The sequence below is a fragment of the Synechococcus sp. R60.1 genome (assembly GCF_047461835.1).
In the GTDB taxonomy this organism is placed as follows: Bacteria; Cyanobacteriota; Cyanobacteriia; order Thermostichales; family Thermostichaceae; genus Thermostichus.
In genome coordinates, this window is sequence record NZ_JANSIA010000059.1 from 1 (window position 1) to 18,777 (window position 18,777).

General features: G+C 59.5%; 16 protein-coding genes. 6 read left to right on the plus strand and 10 right to left on the minus strand.

Features of this window, described 5'->3' with window-relative positions; translation table 11 throughout:
- Positions 1-122: 122 nt before the first annotated feature.
- The 3 genes from cysE to NW834_RS09200 all read right to left on the minus strand — a co-directional run bounded on the left by cysE (position 123) and on the right by NW834_RS09200 (position 3,635).
- On the minus strand, positions 123-902 hold the full coding sequence (cysE, locus tag NW834_RS09190; RefSeq protein ID WP_414426290.1) for a serine O-acetyltransferase: 780 nt from the start codon (positions 900-902) through the stop codon (positions 123-125).
- A 136-nt stretch (positions 903-1,038) separates the two neighbouring features.
- Positions 1,039-2,556 (minus strand): hypothetical protein, encoded by a 1,518-nt coding sequence (locus NW834_RS09195; protein WP_414419556.1) that lies wholly within the window; start codon positions 2,554-2,556, stop codon positions 1,039-1,041.
- Positions 2,557-2,732: 176 nt separating this feature from the next.
- Positions 2,733-3,635: a 4-hydroxybenzoate solanesyltransferase gene (locus tag NW834_RS09200; protein WP_011434393.1), complete on the minus strand. Its 903-nt coding sequence runs from the start codon at positions 3,633-3,635 to the stop codon at positions 2,733-2,735.
- Between the two features lie 389 nt (positions 3,636-4,024).
- Here NW834_RS09200 and NW834_RS09205 point away from each other — a divergent pair, with 389 nt between their 5' ends.
- Positions 4,025-4,750, plus strand: coding sequence for a response regulator (locus tag NW834_RS09205; protein ID WP_414355565.1), 726 nt, complete (start codon positions 4,025-4,027; stop codon positions 4,748-4,750).
- On the opposite strand, the gene NW834_RS09210 is transcribed toward NW834_RS09205, so the two are convergent.
- The 3 genes from NW834_RS09210 to NW834_RS09220 form a co-directional block, all read right to left on the minus strand.
- Positions 4,747-6,129 carry a CCA tRNA nucleotidyltransferase gene (locus NW834_RS09210; protein WP_011434395.1) on the minus strand — a complete coding sequence of 461 codons (1,383 nt, stop codon included), beginning with the start codon at positions 6,127-6,129 and terminating at the stop codon, positions 4,747-4,749. The two genes, NW834_RS09205 and NW834_RS09210, sit on opposite strands and share 4 nt — an antisense overlap.
- Before the next feature lie 130 nt (positions 6,130-6,259).
- Positions 6,260-7,294: a ferrochelatase gene (hemH, locus tag NW834_RS09215; RefSeq protein WP_414419553.1), complete on the minus strand. Its 1,035-nt coding sequence runs from the start codon at positions 7,292-7,294 to the stop codon at positions 6,260-6,262.
- Between the two features lie 286 nt (positions 7,295-7,580).
- Positions 7,581-8,048 carry a hypothetical protein gene (locus NW834_RS09220; protein WP_414419552.1) on the minus strand — a complete coding sequence of 156 codons (468 nt, stop codon included), beginning with the start codon at positions 8,046-8,048 and terminating at the stop codon, positions 7,581-7,583.
- A 312-nt stretch (positions 8,049-8,360) separates the two neighbouring features.
- Between NW834_RS09220 and NW834_RS09225 the strand changes: the two genes are divergently transcribed.
- From NW834_RS09225 to NW834_RS09245, 5 genes are all read left to right on the plus strand, one after another.
- The gene (locus tag NW834_RS09225) at positions 8,361-8,852 is read left to right on the plus strand and encodes a Tic20 family protein (RefSeq protein WP_414328739.1); all 492 of its coding nucleotides are present in this window, start codon (positions 8,361-8,363) and stop codon (positions 8,850-8,852) included.
- A 92-nt stretch (positions 8,853-8,944) separates the two neighbouring features.
- Positions 8,945-9,496 (plus strand): cyclic pyranopterin monophosphate synthase MoaC, encoded by a 552-nt coding sequence (gene moaC / locus NW834_RS09230; RefSeq protein WP_414351110.1) that lies wholly within the window; start codon positions 8,945-8,947, stop codon positions 9,494-9,496.
- Positions 9,490-11,400 (plus strand): hypothetical protein, encoded by a 1,911-nt coding sequence (locus tag NW834_RS09235; RefSeq protein ID WP_414419551.1) that lies wholly within the window; start codon positions 9,490-9,492, stop codon positions 11,398-11,400. The genes moaC and NW834_RS09235 overlap by 7 nt, the downstream gene beginning before the upstream one ends.
- The gene (locus tag NW834_RS09240; protein ID WP_414328741.1) at positions 11,394-12,398 is read left to right on the plus strand and encodes an alpha-E domain-containing protein; all 1,005 of its coding nucleotides are present in this window, start codon (positions 11,394-11,396) and stop codon (positions 12,396-12,398) included. Before NW834_RS09235 ends, NW834_RS09240 begins: the two co-directional genes overlap by 7 nt.
- A gap of 16 nt (positions 12,399-12,414) precedes the next feature.
- Positions 12,415-12,975 carry a gamma carbonic anhydrase family protein gene (locus tag NW834_RS09245; protein ID WP_414328742.1) on the plus strand — a complete coding sequence of 187 codons (561 nt, stop codon included), beginning with the start codon at positions 12,415-12,417 and terminating at the stop codon, positions 12,973-12,975.
- 21 nt (positions 12,976-12,996) lie between these two features.
- On the opposite strand, the gene NW834_RS09250 is transcribed toward NW834_RS09245, so the two are convergent.
- The 4 genes from NW834_RS09250 to NW834_RS09265 all read right to left on the minus strand — a co-directional run bounded on the left by NW834_RS09250 (position 12,997) and on the right by NW834_RS09265 (position 18,650).
- Entirely contained in the window at positions 12,997-14,454 is a 1,458-nt protein-coding gene (locus NW834_RS09250; RefSeq protein ID WP_414400096.1) for a circularly permuted type 2 ATP-grasp protein, read from the minus strand.
- Positions 14,455-14,598: 144 nt separating this feature from the next.
- Positions 14,599-16,401: a glycosyltransferase family 39 protein gene (locus NW834_RS09255; RefSeq protein WP_414419550.1), complete on the minus strand. Its 1,803-nt coding sequence runs from the start codon at positions 16,399-16,401 to the stop codon at positions 14,599-14,601.
- A gap of 216 nt (positions 16,402-16,617) precedes the next feature.
- Complete coding sequence (locus NW834_RS09260) at positions 16,618-16,878, minus strand: DUF6761 family protein (protein ID WP_011434405.1); 261 nt, start codon at positions 16,876-16,878, stop codon at positions 16,618-16,620.
- Positions 16,879-16,976: 98 nt separating this feature from the next.
- Complete coding sequence (locus NW834_RS09265; RefSeq protein ID WP_414419549.1) at positions 16,977-18,650, minus strand: CocE/NonD family hydrolase; 1,674 nt, start codon at positions 18,648-18,650, stop codon at positions 16,977-16,979.
- Positions 18,651-18,777 lie beyond the last annotated feature (127 nt).

Sequence of the window (18,777 nt, forward strand, 5' to 3'; positions counted from 1 at the left end):
TGCGAAGGTGATTGCGCTTTTGGGGGCTGCCGTAAACCAGCCTAGAGGTCCGTGGTTGGCTTGCCAACTGCAGGGCTGCCGAAAGCCCGCCCTGTACTGCGAAGCAGTCAGGGTCGGGTAGTTTACGAATATTCTGCTTCGCCTCTCACCTGATCCTGCCGGACCTGTTCCCGCTCCCGGTTAAGGCGGGCCACCTGGGCTTCCAGATCTTGGATACGGTGCAGCAACTGTTCGATAGCCCGTCCCACTGGGTCAGGCATGAGATGGTGATCCAGGTCAATGCCATGGGCGGGGATGCGGCGCTGATGGGGCGGGATGACCGCACGGCCTGGGATCCCAACCACCGTCATGCCGGGAGCTACATCCTGAATCACGACCGCGTTGGCTCCGATACGAGCTTTTTCCCCAATGCGAACCGGCCCCAGAATCTTTGCCCCCGTGCCGACAATCACCCCATTTTCCAGGGTGGGATGACGTTTGCCCTTGTTCCAAGAGGTACCCCCCAATGTGACCCCGTGGTAGAGGGTAACATCATCGCCAATTTCTGCCGTCTCACCGATCACCACCCCACAGCCGTGGTCAATGAAAAAGCGCCGCCCAATCTTGGCTGCCGGGTGGATTTCAATCAATGTGAAAGAACGAGCCAAGAAGCTGAGCAGCCGCGCTAGGAAAAACCAGCGCCGTTTCCACAGCCAGTGGGCGATGCGGTGCAAAAACAGAGCATGCACACCGGGATAAGTGAAGATGACCTCCCAGCGATTGCGTGCTGCCGGATCCCGATCGAAGACACAATCAACATCCTCCCAAAATTGCTGCCAGAACCCCAGTTTTGGCTCCGGATCGCCAGGAGGAATCCCCGTTTTGGTGCTTTCCGCCGCCGACTGCTCGGCCTCCGTCAGCATGAATGGTCTCCGTTTAGGAACCTCCACTCCCCTTTTAGCACTTTTTGCCGGCAGCAAGGAGAGATCTCCAATCGCGCCAAGGGAGCTCCTCGCGCAACTCTCCACTGGGTCGAGCTCAAGCAAATTGCCTTCTGCCCTAGCCTTTACTCAACTGCTGAGCCACCAGTTGTCCAATAGCTTGGGCAGCTCCCGGCTTGCCCCCCAGCCGCTGCAACTCTGCCTGCATTTGCTGACGGCGCTGGGGATCTTCCAACAGAACTCGCATTTGTGCGGCCACGGCCACCGGGCGCAAATGGCCCCGCAACTCTGGCACCACCTCTCGCCCCGCCCAGATGTTCGGCCAAGCCAAGTGACCTAGCCAACGCAGAGCAATTCTGTTGACGGCGCGGGCCAGCCAAGTGCCCAAGCCTGGAAGGCGGGTCAACAGGCCAAGAATCCCATCCCAGGCGCGCATTGCCTCCAGCTTGTTGGTAGGGATCACCACAACCATCGGCACCCCCAAATAGGCCAGCTCGGCGGTGTTGGCGCCAATGGTGGTCAGACAGAGATCACAGTTGGCCAGCACAGAATAGGCAGGGAAGCTTGTCCACAATTGCACCGTGCTGCCAAAGGGGGTAACAAACTGGGATCCCAGATTGGTCTGCTCCAGAATGGCTGAGGTGCCATAGATCAAAGCCATATCGGGATTGAGCTTGGGATGGGCATACGCTGCCAATGACTGGGGGGTTTGTCCTGGGGCCACCGGGATCACAAAGCGGACATTCGGCAGCATCTGTCGCAGCTCATCGGCCACAGCCAACACCAATGGCACCCCCAAGGAGAGCTTGGCTGGCTTGGAGCCTGGGAGCAGCCCCACCTGATAGTGGGTGCGGTTCTCATCGCTCAGACGCTGCCAGCCGCGCGGTAGCAATTCTTCAGAGGCCTCCGGCCCGCTTACGCGATCGGTGAAGCGGTTCCCCACTCTCTCTGGCGCAGTTCTTACAGGCTCCCCCTCGCCGATGGAGCTGGGAGATGCATCTTGGAGCAGGCCAAAGGCTTGGGTTGGGGAAGAAAAGCCTGCCGTGGGTTTGGAGGCAGCGGCAGGAGATCTGCTGCCAAGCCAGCCGGAAAGGGGCACCCCCGGCAAATAGACAGCGCTGGCTACGCCATCCGCCATCAAATCCCCGACAACGTGCATTTTGTGGGCCCAAGGGTGGCCCAGCAGCCGTCCGCCATCGTAGCGGCGTTTGATTGCCTCGGTTCGCACGGCGAAAGCATGTACCCAAGGCCGCCAACGGGGTTGATGCTCAGCATAGACCACCAGCCGATAGCGCAAGCGGCGAGCAATCCAGACGGCAAAAAACTGATCCCCCCCCAGAAACAGCACCACCCCTCGCTTGGCCCAATTCCAGGCTTCTTCGGTTTGGCCAGTAAGCAAAAAAGCCAGAAAAAAATCGGGATCCTGCACCCGATCCACATCGATGAACGCTTGGGCTATCTTCATCTCCTGCCCGGAAGCATGGGGGCAGGGGGACAGCACCAGGGAGAGGCGTGCCTGAGGCAGTTGCTGGCGCAATTCCATCACCACCGGACGCACCCAGGTGGTCAGCTCTCCAGGGCCGTTTGAGAGAATAAGAATGTCATAGGGAGGCTCACCGCTGCTCAGTGGGGCCATCGGAGGCTGGGATCCTGCAATTAATCGTCTCATTCTACCGTTTGCCCATGGCCCTGGGCCGATTCCTGCCAGTCCGGAGATTTGTCGGGATCCCTTCCCAAAGAGGCAGCTCTGACGTAGGTCGAGGGGCAAGGCGCCCCTGTTGGAAGAGACCTCTGGCCCTGCCAAGGGATCCCTCAGGCCAGCAGGGACCCGCCGATCATCCCCGCCAGCAGAATAAACCCTTGCACCACATTTTGGCCGAAGATGGCCAGGTACAAGGTGGGAGAGGCATTCCTTTGGTGGAGCTGCCAGGTTTGCCGGCCCCAGAGGACAGTGACGATGGCCAAGCTGACAAAATAAACTCCATGCAACCGTAGGCTGAGGCCTACCCCCAACAGCGCGATGGCAGTGCCCAAAAAAAATAGCCCTACCGCCGTCGGCGTCCGCTGCCCGAAAAAACGGGCGCTGGAATGGATCCCGGCCCGCTCATCGTCCTCCCGATCCGCAAGAGCATAGACGGTATCAAATCCCAGTGTCCACAACACCGTGGCCAGCCACAGCCAGCCCAGCCCCTCTTCCCACAGGGGTGTGTTGGCATCTTGGCCGCTCACCGCCGTCCAACTGATGAGCACGGCAAATCCCCACGCCAGAGCCAGTACCAACTGCGGCACCGGAAACACCCGCTTGGCCCCCGGATAGAGCAGGATCACCGGCACCGCCGCCACACAGAGGGCAAAGCTAACCGGGTTGAGAAACAGCGCCAGCCCTGCCGCACAGGCCAAACTCACCACCGCCATCAGGATCCCGACGCCAACGGTCAACTCCCGGCTGGCCAACGGGCGATGGCGGGTGCGCTCCACCAGCGGATCCAAATCTCGATCCCAAAGATCGTTGATGACACAGCCTGCCCCACTGGCAGCCAGGCTGCCCAAAATGATGATCCCGACCAACGGCCAAGGGGGTGTTCCCCGTCCGGCCAAAAAAGCTCCCCACAGAGCCGGGATCATCAAAATCAATCGCCCTGCCGGCTTATGCCAGCGCAACAGCCGCAGAATGGCTCCGCCAGTGGCCCAGAGTGCAGAAGGGGAAGCAGACATAACCGGTTTCCGGCCAATCGCGACAGCGGGACGGAGTCCTTAAAGCGTGAGTTGCCGTTCGCGGGAGGGGTGCAGAGCACCATGAGGCGTGGGTAGGGGCGGCTCCACATTAGAGATCTTAAATCATCCTGAATTGCAGGTTTTTGGAATCTTTGTGGCCCCATTCGCCGTCTCAAGACCTTGGGCAATCAGTCCACCCCTGTTCTCTTTACATTGGCCGGCCCTGGAAGTTTGATATCCTAGCGGGGGGCTGCTGTTGACGGTGGCGGCACTTGCCCTTCTCACCCTGTGAGGCTGTTATCGCTACGTGACGCTTCCGCGTTCGTGACGGCGGTGCGGAGCACTTGCGTGCAGGCGCAACGGAGTTCTGTATGGAAGCAACCCTCTCCATGACCGGTCCACTTCCTCAAGCCAAGGAAGCTGCTTCCCATCTGGAGACCCTGCTGGTGGTGGATGACGAGGATGCCATTCGGGAAACGGTTGCCCTGGCTTTAGAAGAACAGGGATATCAAGTTTTACAGGCCGCCGATGGTCGGCAAGCCCTTGAGGTGGTACATACGGCTGAGCGGCTGGATTTGATGATCTTGGATTTGATGTTGCCCAGCTTGAACGGTCTGGATCTGTGCAGGCTGCTGCGCAGGGAGGGCAACACGATTCCCATCCTGATGTTGACGGCCAAAAGTAGCGAAACCGACCGGGTGGTGGGCTTGGAACTGGGGGCCGACGATTATCTGACCAAGCCCTTCGGCATGCGGGAGCTGATCGCCCGCTGTCGCTCGGTGTTGCGCCGGCAACAACTGGCCCAAGCCAGCGATGCCACGGTGCTCCGCTACGGGGATCTGTGTATGTTTACCCAGGAGTGCCGCGTGTTGGTGCGGGGCGTTGAGGTGAGTTTTTCCCCCAAAGAGTTTCGCCTGTTGGAGCTGTTTATGTCCAATCCCCGCCGCGTTTGGACGCGGGAGCAGCTTCTGGAGCGCATCTGGGGATCCGACTTCATGGGCGACAGCAAGACCGTCGATGTACATATCCGCTGGCTGCGGGAAAAATTGGAGCTGGATCCCAGCAACCCAGAGTATTTGGTGACGGTGCGCGGCTTCGGCTATCGCTTCGGCTAGTCTTTTTGCTGGCCACGCCACCGGCGGGCAAAAGAGAGCGCCTCGGCACGAGTTTGAATCTGCCCCCAAGCCTGCGCCTCCTGGAGGTCTTGCAGCAACTGGCCTACCCAGGGGCCGGGTTTGGCCCCCAAGCTATGCAGCAGATCGCGGCCATCCAGCAGGGGCACCAGATGGGCCAGGGGATCCTGGGGGTCTTCGTAGCGTTTGAGCCAAGACTCCAGCTTTTGAGGGTCGCCGCCCGTAGCCACCGCCAACAGCGCCAGGCCACCGAACAGGGATCCCGCCTGTTGATAAAGCCGCCACTGTTGCGCAGGGGTGGGGGAGTCCGTCAGGAGAAGCTGAAGCTGAGGCAGAAGATGGTGTAGCTTTTGGATGGCCCGCATTTCCGCTCGGCTGAAGCGCAGCCGCTCCAGCTCGGTTTCCACCCTTTCTGCCGTTCGCGTCAGCAAGACAGAGTCCTCAGTTCCCGCTGGATCCCACAACAAGGCCGCCAGCACCACTGCCAACAGCCTGCCGCGCCCTTCGCGTGAGGATGTCAAGGGCTGGGCCAGCTCTGCCAGCGTGCGGGGATAGAGCGGTCGCCAGCGCCCGGCCCACTCCCACACGGCCTGAGCTTGAGGGAAGCCCGGACTTTCCGGCTTCAGGTGGGGCAGCCAAGCCTGCAGCAACCCCGCCGCCACCGCCGCCTGTAGGTGAGCCAGCCCTGGGATCCCTGCCTCCAACAGGGCCACTATCTCTGCCCGCACCCGTTCTGCCGCCACATTCGCCAAAAGGGGAGCCCGCTCCCGGATCGCCTCTTGCGTAGCTGGATCCAGCCCAAACCCCAGCTGAGCCGCCTGTCGATAACCCCGCAACAGCCGCACCGGATCAGCACTGAGGTTGTCGGGGTGTACCATGCGCATCCGGCTCTGGCGAATATCGGCTTGTCCGCCTGTGGGATCCAGCAGTTGCTCCCTTTGCAGATCCAAGGCCAGGGCATTGCAGGTGAAGTCCCGCTGCCTCAGATCCTCCTCAGGGGTGGATCCCGCCTGCAGCCCCACGTCCACGGTCAACTTTGCCAACACAATGCGGGCAATCTGCCGTTCGGGATCCAACACCACAAAGCCCGCCCCCAACCGCCGTGCCACTGCCGCTGCCCAGCCCACGGGATCCACAGCGCACATCAGGTCCAAATCCACCGACGCTGAGGACTCCATCCCACCGTCGCGAGCGGGATCCCCAGCAGCACGGCCCTGCAGCCAAGCCAGGTAAGCATCCCGCAGGGATCCCCCTACCCAATAGCTTTTCTGCGGCAGCCACTCTTGGGGGAAAGGCAGCCGTTGGTAAAAATAGGTCAGCAGCCACTTCGTCAGCAAGGCTTCGCTCGGGCTTAGGGTCATTCCCAGTCAAAACTCCATGAAGATGAGACACCTGGGGTGGTAGGAGAACGCTTCTGGGGGTATGAAGTCAGCGTCCTCGTCTGGTCGCGTCAGCGTTGCAGAGCAACAATGAAATGCCTGGCGTTCTTCCCTACCGCTCCAGCAGCGAGCTGCCCACAGCAGCAGGGACAAAGGCAGGAGCTGCCAAGCCCGGAGTGAGCAGATGAGGCCGCACCAGCGCCGCCAAGCCGGCAATGAACAGAGGGTCGGTATTTAAGGCGGGCACACGGCGAAAATCGGCAATCCCAGCTCGATGGGCCAGCTCCCGATACTCGATGTCGATCTCCTGCAGGGTCTCGATGTGCTCCGACACAAAGCTAATCGGCACCACCAGCAACTGCTTCACACCTCGGGATCCCAACTCCGGGATGACCCGTTCGGTGTAAGGCCGGAGCCACCGCACCGAACCCACCCGGCTTTGATAGGAGAGGGTGTGGTCATTGGGGCGTCCCACCTGCTGCCAGATCAGCCGCACGCAGGCTTCCATTTCCTGTTGGTAGGGATCCCCGGCCTCGGTGACATAGCTTTCGGGAATGCCGTGGGCGCTGAACAGCACATGCACCCCTTCGGGCTCGGCAAATCCATCCAACTGTTCCCGAATTGCTCTGGCCATCGCCTGCACGTACTGAGGCTGATCGTACCAGGAGCAGATCTGGCAGCGCTCGATGCATGCCAGCTCCGGATCTTCAGCCCAGAGCCGATCCAGCAGCTTAAAGCTGGATCCCGTCGTGCTGATGGAATACTGCGGGTAAAGCGGCAGCACCACCAAGCGGGTGATCCCATCCGACTTGATCTGCTGCACCACCGACTCGATCAGCGGATGCCAGTAGCGCATGGCCACATACACCGGCACATCGTAGCCCTCGGCCACCAGGTGGGCCTGCAGTTCTCGCGCTTGCTCAGCAGTAATGCGCCGCAAGGGGGATCCCCCCCCAATGGCCGCGTAGTTGCGGCGGGATTTTTCGGCCCGCAGTGTGGAGATGGCCCAGGCGAAGGCCCGCTGCAAGAAGGGAAACGGCAGCCGGATCAGCTCGGGATCGGCAAACAGATTGTAAAGAAAGGGCTGCACATCGGCCTGGGTCTCTGGCCCCCCCAAGTTCAGCAGGAGCACGCCGCTTTTGGACATAACAAAGCTCATTCGCGTTGGCGGTGCGGAGCACCATGTTCTTCTTTATCCACTGTAGGGGCTCTTATCCCCCAGCGGGAAAGTGACCTTAAGTTTTTTTGCAGTCTTTCTCAGCTTTCCCCTCAGGAGAAACCACCCGCACCCAAACCTACAAGTCCAATCCGGAGACTCCGTCCCGCTGTCGCGAACAAAGTCCCTGTCGCGAACAAAGTCCAAAAAGGGATCCCCACCCACTGCAGGGATCCCCGGCATCAACACCCCATTGCCGCTAAGGAGCAGAGCGCTGTCAGAACTCTTGACCTCGGTAAACCCGCTGCAGGGCCGGAGTGACGGGGTAGCGATCAATATCGGCCAGGCTCAACTTCAAGCGCAGCGTATTGAGGAGTTTCCAGTAGGGGGGCACAAAAGCCTTTTCAGGGATGGGTTGGGCGGTAGGAGAAGGATCCCCAGGTCGGGCAACCGTCTCCACAGGGCAGCCGCGGTAGCGGAGCGGACGGGATCCGAGGTAAGCCGAGCGCAGCTCTCGGCTGGGATCCACCGTCAAGCCGCGAAACTGGATCGCCCCCGGACGAGAGGCTTCCCGATAGCGCAGATAGCCAGCCCACACCTGAGTAATCCACTCCGGCAAAGCTTCAGGCCGAATGTGATAGCGCTCCGGCAACAAACGGTCGTTGAGAAAACCAATGAGCCCAGACCAAACTTGCCAGAGGAAAGCTCCGACAACGCCAGCAGCGGGAGACAATGAAATCTTCATGGTGGAAGCTGAAAAATGTAGAGAACCTGAAAAACCGGTGATGCAGCCAGAATTTGCCGTTGATTATATCAGCCTGGATTCATCGGAGCGCTCACTCTGAACGTTTTGGCCTCGAGTTTTTCTGCTCACTGGAAAGCAGAAGCCGGCTTGCGGCCAAGCGCGTTGAGCCACCCAAATCCATCGACTACAATAAGCCCAAGGCTTGGGTGTTGCTTTCTCTCTCTGAATCTTTAGCTGGTGAGGATCCTGGAAGCGCACCGACAAGCAAACTTCACTTCAATGACCACTGCACCTAATAGGGATCGACGGATTATGACCTGGCGCGGCGACATCACTCCCATCAATCGGCTGTGGGGATCTCTTCCCTACCTTTTGCCTTTGGTATCGGCTCTGCCCTTGGGCTTTTTGCCCTCTGGGTTGTTTCAATCTCTGCCAGGGCTGATCCCCATTTTTGCGCCTCTGTTTCGTCTGGTGCCCCTGGCCACGGGCTGGCTGGGAATGGGGGTGTCTTTGGCTCTCCTGTTCCTGGTGATCCGCAACACCCGCGTAGCCCATTTTGTTCGCTTCAACACCATCCAGGCGCTGTTGCTCAACATTGCCTTGTTCTTGGTGCAGGTGCTGATGCAGGTGTTCGGCATGCTCTTCGGCAGCCTTGGTCTGGCGGCGATGGTCAGCATTTTGGCCACCACAGCTCTCTTGGGGGTGATTGCCATCACCGTCTACGCCTGGGTGCAAAACATTCGCGGCCACTACGCCGAGGTGCCGGTGCTCTCTGATGCCGCCTATGCCTGGATTCGCTACTAGTTGTCAAGTCCCTGCGGGTCTGGTTGCCGATTTGCCGACCTCATCGGAGCCTAAGCCAACTCTTCAGCTCTCAAGGATTGTGGGAGGCCGGGGTGCCATCGGATTCGAGTTCTAGTCGCGCCAGCAGGACAGAGTCCTTTGTTGGGCAAGCCCTCACCCACCTGGACGCCTCTGGCCGAGTACAGATGGTGGAAGTAGGAGATAAGCCCACGGTTGCCCGTTTGGCCACTGCCCAAGGGCAGGTACGCATGTCAGAAACGACTTTGCAGGCTATTCTGGCCGGTCAAGGGCCCAAAGGAAATGTGGTGGAAACGGCCCGCCTGGCCGGGATCATGGCTGCCAAGCGCACCGCCGATCTAATCCCGCTGTGTCATCCTCTCCCCTTGAGCAGCGTCACCGTGGATCTGAATCCGGATCCCCATCTGCCCGGCTTTCTGATCACCGCTACAGTAAAAACCAACGCCCAAACAGGGGTGGAGATGGAGGCTCTGACGGCTGTTTCCGTGGCCGCCCTCACCCTATACGACATGGCCAAGGCCCTGGAGAAGACGATGGTGATCGAAAACATCCGGCTGCTGCGCAAGTATGGGGGGAAGTCTGGGCCTTTCGAGGCAGAGGATCGGGATAACGCCGAGAAATGCTGAAAGCTTTGCAACAATCAGAGAGGGGTGTTGGGCTAGGGTTGTTGGTGGGCATTGGGGTGCTGCTCTGGCCCATGCTGCGCCAGGGCTATCCCATGACTCACTCCACTCACTTCAACCTCAGTTGGGCCTTTCAGTATCAACGACAGTTTTTCGGCGGGCAGTTTTACCCCCGCTGGCTGGAGTATTCCAACTTCGGCTACGGCAATCCTACCTTTGCCTTTTACCCCCCTCTGTGCATGGTGGCCCCTCTGCCGTTTCGCCTGCTGGAGCTGGATATGCCCGGATCCCTGGTGGCCAGCATGGGCTTGGCGATGGCAGTCTTTGGCGCAGGGCTGTATGCCCTTCTCCGGCAACTCATCCCCTGGGCTTGGGCTCTGGTTTTGGCTCTGGCGGGTATGGCCGGCCCCTATTGGCTGGTGGATATCTATCAACGGGGGGCAATGGGGGAAGTGTGGGCCATTGCTGTCTCTCCCTGGATTTTCTGGGCCTCAGTCCAGGTGATCTGCCGGCCCCAGTCCCTTTGGCCGATTGTGGCCTTAGCCATTAGCTACGGCCTGTTGGCCCTATCTCACTTGCCCACTTTGCTGGTCTTTACGCTAACTTGGCTGCCTCTGCCTTGGGTGCTGGGCCGCTGGGATCCCCTCTGGCCCAGGGTGGGGCGCTGCTACTTGGGGTTTGGGCTGGGGCTGGGGTGGACGGCGTTTTATCTGCTGCCAGCCTTTTGGGATCAGCGCCTCATCCAGGTGGAGTTGGTGAATTTTGTCGAAGAGTACATGCCCCAACATCGCCTGATGCTGAGTGGGCTGACCCGGCTCCAGCCACAACTGACGCAGCACTGGTTTGAAAGCGGCCTGGTAGGGTACTGGATCTGGATGGTGGCCGTTGTCTTGGGTGTTGGAATCCTGATTCTCCCAACTTGGCTGGCCCGCAGGACAAGGGGGATGACCCCGATCCATTCCGTTCGCGCTAACGAGACGGAGTCCTTTGATGCCTTGGGATCCCATGCTCCCCTGGCCAAAGCGATCCTGCTCTACAGCTTGGGGGCCAGCTTGGTGGCCCTGCTGATGATGACGGATTTGCTGGGTTGGCTCTACGAGTGGGTTTTGCCCCTGCGGCGCATTCAGTTTTCTTGGCGCTGGATGGCGGTGACGGCGGTAACCGTGCCCTGGCTGTTGGGATCCCTGGCCGCCTGGGGGTGGGGACAAAAGGGCTTGAGGATCCTCTTGATTGTGGGGATAGGTCTGGCCATGGGGATACAAAGCTGGCAGGGCTGGCAGGTCTTGTCCAGAGCCAGGTTTGACCCCCAGACCATCCAAACTTTTCAAGAGCTGTCTGCAGCCAAGCCATTTCCCAATGAGCCCCAGCAGCGACCGGGCATCGCTTTTCTTCACTGGCACTGGATCTTTCCCGATGGGCTGGCGCTGGTGGATGTGCTGGAGTACCGACCTCGCCAAGCAACCCTGCCCATGCCGCCCCCAGAGGTGGATCCGCTGCTGCGGTGGCAAGGCGACATGGTGAACTTTGGACGAGAACAAAGCGATCTGGAGCCACTGTTGGAAGTGGAGCAGTGGCGCTATGGCTACCGTCGTTTTCGGGCCGTTAACCCCACCGATCAGGATCAATGGGTAGTCCTGCGCACTTTTTACTACCCTGCTTGGCGGGTACAGGTGGATGGTCGCCTCACGTCTGCTGAGCACAGCGGAGTGGGGCTGTTGCAGGTGCGGATCCCACCGGGGGATCATCGCGTGCAGGTGCGCTATCTGGGTACTGCAGCCGAGTGGATGGGGTGGATCTTGACCGGCCTGACGGGGGTGCTGCTGGTGAAGCTGCGGCGGCTGCTTCGTTTGTTGAATTTGAACGGAGCGCGGAGACAAGAAACTCCAGAGGAGGCAACAGCATGCTGAGTCGGGTGGCCGATTCCATCTACTGGCTCAACCGCTACGTGGAGCGCGCCGAGAACATCGCCCGCTTTATCGATGTCAATCTCAACCTCATCCTAGACTTGCCCAGCGGTCCCGCTCAGCAGTGGGATCCCATTGTCTACACCACCGGGGATCAGGAGCTGTTTTACCAGCGTTATGGCCAGGCGACCCAAGAAACAGTCATCCAGTTCCTGGCTTTTGATAGGGATTACCCCAACTCCATCCTTTCCTGTTTGCGGCTGGCGCGAGAAAATGCCCGTTCTGTGCGGGAGGTCATTTCTTCAGAAATGTGGGAGCGGGTCAACCGCTTTTATTTGATGGTCAAAGAAGCGGCTCAGCAAGGCCCCCACCTGAGTCAGCTCCATGATTTTTTCACGGAAGTGAAGCTGGCCAGTCACCTATTCGCCGGGGTGATGGATGCCACCATGACCCATGGGGAAGGATGGCATTTTGGCCAGATTGGCCGTCTTTTGGAGCGGGCGGACAAAACGGCGCGCATTTTGGATGTTAAGTATTTTATTTTGCTGCCCTCTCTGCAGTATGTGGGTACGGCTTTGGATGAGTTGCAGTGGATTGCTTTGCTGAAGTCGGCCAGTGCTTATGAAATGTACCGGAAATACAGCCGCCAACACCGCATCAATCCCAGAGAGGTGGCCTCTTTTCTCATTTTGGATCGGCAATTTCCCCGCTCTATTCAGTTTTGTCTTATTCACGCAGATCGATCCCTGCACCAAATCACCGGCACCCCAGCCGATACCTGGCGGGATCCCAGCGAGCGAGCTTTGGGCCGCCTGCGTTCTGAGCTGGACTACCTAACCATCGACGACATTATGGAGCAGGGCTTACATGAGTTTCTCGACAAATTGCAGCTACAAATGAACCACGTTGGCGATTGCATCTACGAAACTTTCTTTGCCATTCGCCCCTTGCAACCGTCTGAATCCTCTCTACTCTCTCAACGTCAAGCCCAACTGACATGAACGGCCTCGACTCTAAATGCAACGAGAAAAACAGGACACCTGGCCAATTGGGCTGGATCGGCAGCCGACGGGAGTAGATGAGGCAGCCTTTATTGCCGCCAATGCCACACTGATCGGCGATGTCCAACTTGCGGAAGCGGTGAGCATCTGGTACGGGGCCATCTTGCGGGGGGATCTCTCGCCCATTGTCATTGGCCGCCGCAGCAATATCCAAGATGGAGCCATTCTGCACGGGGATCCCGGACAGCCGACCCTGATTGGCGAGGAAGTGACCATAGGCCATCGAGCGGTCATCCACAGTGCCCACATCGAGGGGGGATGTCTGATCGGGATTGGGGCCGTTCTCTTGAGCGGGGTCACCATCGGGGCGGGCAGCATGGTGGGAGCTGGAGCGGTGGTCACCCGGTCTGTGCCACCTCGCTCTTTGGCGGCGGGGATCCCGGCCAAGGTTATCCGCACCCTCACCGAGGAAGAGGTCAAGCAACTGCGCCTTCACGCCCAGCACTACGTGGATTTGGCGCTTCAGCATGCCAGCTGCCTTGGTCAGTGGAGCAGATGTTCGGGCGAGCGGCTCTGAACCTATTTTGCCAGCCGTCTCTCAACAGCCGGGATCCGCGCAGAGCACCCAGGTATCTTTGCTGCCGCCCCCCTGGGAGGAGTTCACCACCAGAGATCCCTTCTTGAGGGCGACGCGGGTCAGCCCCCCTGGGTGAACGTAGATCTCTTTGCCGTAGAGGATATAGGGCCGCAAGTCCACATGACAGGGTTCTAGACGGGGGCCTTCTCCCCGATCCACCAAGGTGGGCACGCGAGAAAGGCACAGGGTGGGTTGGGCGATGTAGTTGCGCGGCTGGGCGCGGATTTTCTCAGCAAAAGCAGACCGCTCTGCCGGTGTGGCCTGGGATCCCATCAGCATGCCATAGCCGCCTGACTCGTTGGCTGCCTTCACCACCAGCTTGTCCAGGTTTTCCAGTACGTACGCCTGATCCTTAGGATCCCAGCAGAGGTAGGTGGGCACGTTGGGCAAAATGGCTTCCTCTCCCAGATAGTAGCGGATCATCTGGGGCACATAGGCGTAGATCACCTTGTCGTCCGCCACCCCCGTTCCCAAAGCGTTGGCGATCGCCAGCCGCCCCGACCGGTAGACCTCAAACAGGCCGGGTACCCCCAAGAGGGAATCAGGGCGAAAAGCAAGGGGATCGATGAAGTCATCGTCGATGCGGCGGTAGATCACATCCACCCGCTGCAGCCCTTTGGTGGTGCGCATTTGCAAATAGCCATCGGCCACCACCAGATCCCGCCCTTCCACCAGCTCCACCCCCATCTGCTGGGCGAGGAAAGAATGCTCGAAGTAGGCGGAGTTGTAGATGCCGGGGGTGAGCACCACCACCGTTGGGTTGGCTAGGTGCGGCACCAGGTTAAGCAGAGTATCCAACAAATGGCTAGGGTAATCGTCCACCGGGCGGATCCCCATGGTGTTGAACAGGGAGGGAAAGGTGCTTTTCATCACCCGCCGATTTTCCAGCACGTAGGAGATTCCCGACGGACAGCGCAGGTTATCTTCCAACACGTACCAAGTCCCGTCCCGATCCCGCACCAGGTCGGTGCCGGTGACGTGGCACCAAATTCTCCCCGGCGGGTTGAGCCCCACACAGGGCCGCAGAAATCCCTTGGCCGTTTCGATCAGCTCGGCAGGGATCACCCCATCCTTAAGGATCTTCTGGTCGTGATAGACATCGTCGATGAACAGGTTGAGGGCGTGGATGCGCTGCTTGAGACCCTTCTCCAGCCGCTGCCACTCGGAAGCCGAGACGATGCGGGGAATGATGTCAAAGGGGAAAATTCGCTCCGTGCCCTGGCTATCGCCATAGACGTTGAAGGTCACCCCCATTTGAAAGAGGGCCGCCTGCGCCGCCGCTTGCCGCTGCTGCAGTTCCCCTTCTTCCAGAGAATGAATGCGCTCAATCAGCGGGATCGCCTCAGGACGGGGCTGGTTACGCCCCAAAAACAGCTCGTCGTAAAACCCCTCGCCCGGGTCGTAGGCATCAAAACGCACGTCTGGGATCCCTGGAACGCTATCATCTTCTTCTACTGTTGGCGGCTCTGGATCTGCATAGTGTGCTTTCAGCTACTTTTAGCCTGGTAAAAAGAAAGGACTCCGTCCCGCGAACAGTGGGTTGGCCAAACCAGGGGGGGAGCTCTAGGGATCCGCCACCTCAAAGGCCCATAGCCCCCGCTCGGCAGGGATCCGATGCAACTGCCCCTTGGGAAAGCGCCGTTGCAGCTCTGCCCCTTGCTGATCCCATACTGCCTCATTCGTGAACAGGGTAAACGGCGGTTCTAGGTCTTGGCCGGGCAACGTCTCTGGGGAAAAAACCTTCACCTCCTGCTCCGGCCCAGCAAAAAATTGAATCCAGCTTTGCCAATAGTGGGGTTTCCCCCAGCCGAAATAGGGGTAGGCAGCGCTGGCGGCCAGATAGAAGCGGTAGTCGGGATCCCCTTGGCGAGCTGCCACATAGCGCCCGGTAGCCCCCACATCATTGCCTTGAGTCCAGCCTTTGTGGACAAAGTCTCCAAAAATGGCCAGGTTCCACCCCCCAATCAGCAGGATTGCCCCCGCCATCGCCGCCGCCGGCAGCCAACTCCCGGCCCGGGATCCCCAGCGTTCCAGGAGACCTGCCAGCACTTGGATCCCTTCCAAGGTTAGATAGGCTACAAAGGGCAGGATCACCAGCAGGCGGGTGTAGTTGGGGGCTTTGGTGATGGCCAAGCTAAACAGCAGGTAGAGAAATAGGAAGCTGCCGATACAGAGCCAGTCGTGGGGCTGGCTGCGCTTCTTGAAAAGGCGGTAGAGGCCGGATCCCAGCCCCAGCCAGATCAAAATCCCCGTCAAGGGATCCACAAAAGCATGGCCGTAGTTGGGATAGATGTAGCCGCGGTCGTGCTGGCCGGGGTCGTTGAACATACTCAGGCCGTTGAAGATGTTGCGCCAGACCGCCTCCTCCGGGGTAGCCGCATTCACCCACATCTGCTGTAGGGCCCGCCCCTCCGGGAAAAAGAGAAATTGTTGGCGAGAGTACTCGGCGCTCACCGCAGGTGCTGTGACTGTGGCCACCAGAATGGGCCCAGCCACCAGAAAAAAGCCCAGCGCCGCGGGCACCGTCAGCTTAGCCAGGACCCAGAGGGGATTAGCTTGCTTGTTTTCTCCTCGGAGATCCTCCCGGCCCAGGAGCAGGTACAGAACTCCAAACAGCAACCCCAGCAGGATCACCACCCGCCCCGGCAAATAGCCGTACAGAGAGAAGCCCGCCGCCCCTCCCCCCAGATAGAGCAGCAGGGGGTTTTTCTCCCGCACCCCCTTCAAGATCAAGGCCAAGGCTGCACACTCCACCAGCACAATCAGGTTTTCCCGCATGGCCATGCGGCTGATGCCCAGCAAGGCGTGGTTGGATCCCAAGAGGGCCGCCCCCGCCAAAGCCAGCCGGGATCCCCAAAATGCCCGAAAAAACCCGTAAGCCACCAAAATGGTGATCACCCCGAAGGCGGCATGTACCGTGCGCACATTGAGCAGCGTGACTCCCCCCATCAGCCGCGTCAGGCCGCCGAAGAGGCTGAACATGAAGCGGGGGAAATAGAAATACTCCGGCATCAGCCCAAAGATATCGGGATAGCGCACCCCTGAGGCGCGACGGGCCATGGAGGTGATCACAATCTCGTCAGTATTGATCTGAAAAGGGATGTTGGGCAGGTCGTAGAGGTAGATCGGGGCAAAGACCAACACCAACAGCCCCAGGTGCAACAGCTCCTGTTGCCAGCGCAGCCGCGTCGGATCCCAAGGGGGTTGAGCCGGGGAAAACTGCGCCCAATACAACCCCACCAGCAGGATGCTCAGCAGCCAGAGGCCAATCTGCAGCACGTGGTAGCCAAACACCCCGTACCAGAGGATCAGGGCTACCCCCAAGCCCAAGCCGGATCCCAGCAGGGGCAGATGCCGGGAGGTCATCACCCTATCCCAAACCGCCATAGAACCGATACGACTGGAATCAGGAACGAATCGATCCCTCTCAGCCTACCAGGCGCAAGATGCTCGACAAAACCAGAACTCAGTCAGCGCCCTCCCCCCTAGTCTTTCTCCCAAGGGGCGAGGGGAGATCAGAAAAGGTTGGAATCAAAACTTTGCCCCACCTGTTCTAGGGATCGCCAACAGGGATTCACAAAATCAATAACCCCGCATCGGCTCCGCCTCTGGCTCCAATTCCGGATCTATGAAGTTGGACGGATCGTAGAGGAAGCGGTTGACCTCGTCCTCAATGCGATAGATCTCGAAGGGCTCCAATTGTTTGCCAGTTCGCAAGGCCAGCAGGTAGCCATCCACCAGCAGACGTAGCTCATCGGTGCGCCGGTAGCCCCGCTGCCAGGTATCCACCAGAGCATCGGTCAAAGCCTGATAGTGCCGGATCAACTTTGGGTCTTGCAACATGGTGTTCCCTTGCCCTGCCTGTTTCTATCCTAACGTTTGGTGTCTCTTTGTAAGCGGGGATTGCGAACGGGATCCCGAAGCTTGGTCTCTTCTTGGCTTCAAGCCATGGGCAGGTGCAGCCGCGAAGGCGTCTCGCCACCGCTGCGGAGAGTGATGGTGAGAATGCGGGCCTCAATCAGCCGCTCTTCCCGCATTCCCATACCCGTGTTGACAGGGTAGGCCGGGAAACAAGCCGCGCTGAGGCTGAGGCGCAGAGCATGACCGCAAGGAATGCGAATACAGGTGGGCTGACAGGGAATCAGAATGGGGGTACTGGGCTGGGGATCCCGTAGGCGACAATAGCCTTGGGAAAAGTTATACACCTGCCCATCGGGCCTTACCACCGAGAGCACAGCGCAAAGATCGAAACTGGGGCTGTCGGCCTCCGCGTACACCTCCACAGCAATGTCCCCGACCAGAACCAGCTCGGCTTGCAGCGGCGGAGTGGTATAGGTCAGGACATCGGTGCGGCAGTCGAGGGCGGAGCGCTCTTGCGGCCCGGCAGGATGAGCCAGGTGGCCCCCCAAGGCCGGCACCGGTCGCCAGGGATCGTGAACAAAGGTATCCGATTGTTGCGTCGGCGAGGGTTCAGGGCGAAGGGATCCCTCTGCTTCTGAAAGGGCAGCCAAGCCGGTGCTGTGTAGGTAAAAAGCTTTTGGCTCAGGGGTAGGCCAAGCATCAAAGCCGCGCCAGCGGTTGGATCCCATCTCGAACAGGCGTACCGGCGGCTCCTGGAGGATCCCTGTATCTTTGCCTTTGAGGAACTGGTCAAACCAGCGCACCTGCAGGCGATCGATGGGGCTGACAGCCTCTGGGCCAAAGTCCAACGCCCCCACTTTGCGCCCCCAAGGGAGATGGATCCAAGGGCCGATGATCAGGTATTGAGGGTTCTGGCTGCGGGCGCTCATTTCCTTGTAGAGGCGCAGGCTACCACTCAGGTAGCTGTCAAACCAGCCGGCAATGTGTAGCATCGGCAGATCCACCACCTCTAGACGGGGAGAGAGCTTGCGCCAGTATTCATCCGGCTCGCTGTGCTCCAGCCAGTCGAAGTAATAGGACTGGGGCGCATATTGTTGCAACACGCCCGGCTTGAGGGGGATAGGGTCGTAGAGGGGGAGATTGCGGGCAGCTTTCAAAAGCGCCTGGTAGGCGTTGGCATCCCCCCTGAGACGCGCCCCTTCGGTCTCCAGTTGCAAGGCCCAACTGAGGTTGTTGTAGAAGGCAAAGGCCCCCCCTGGGTAAGCGGCATCGGCATAGAGATCGTAAGGCAGCATCGCCGGGCAGATGGCCTTCAAGGCGCTGGGACGGGTAGAAGCCGCATACAGCTGGGTCATGCCCTGATAAGAGAAGCCGTACATGCCCACTACGCCGTTGCTCCCCGGCAAGGCAGCCGCCCAATTGACGGCGTCAAACCCGTCTTCCACCTCATGGCGGAAAGGGTAGAAGGATCCCTTGGAAGTTCCCCGTCCGCGCACATCCTGGATGACCACAATGTACCCCTGGGCCGCATACCACCTGGGATGGGCATACACCACCGTCGAGGCAATGGCCCGCCCATAGGGCTGCCGCATCAGCAAAACCGGGTAGCTCCCCTCCCCTTGCGGGCGATAGACATCTGCGTCCAGTTGGATCCCGTCGCGGGTGAACATGGAAAAGGTTTCGCGGGGACGAACGGGCAACATGGCCTGGGTTGGGCTAGCGGATCTTGCCAAAGGGATACCAACCAAGGACAACCTAAGGGATCCCTGGGTGGATTCTTCCTAAGATAAAACAGAAGCCCTTATGAGAGCATGACTCTAGTCAATAATAAGCTCAACTATACTGAAAATAATGTATAATATGTTCAGTACGGATTACTAC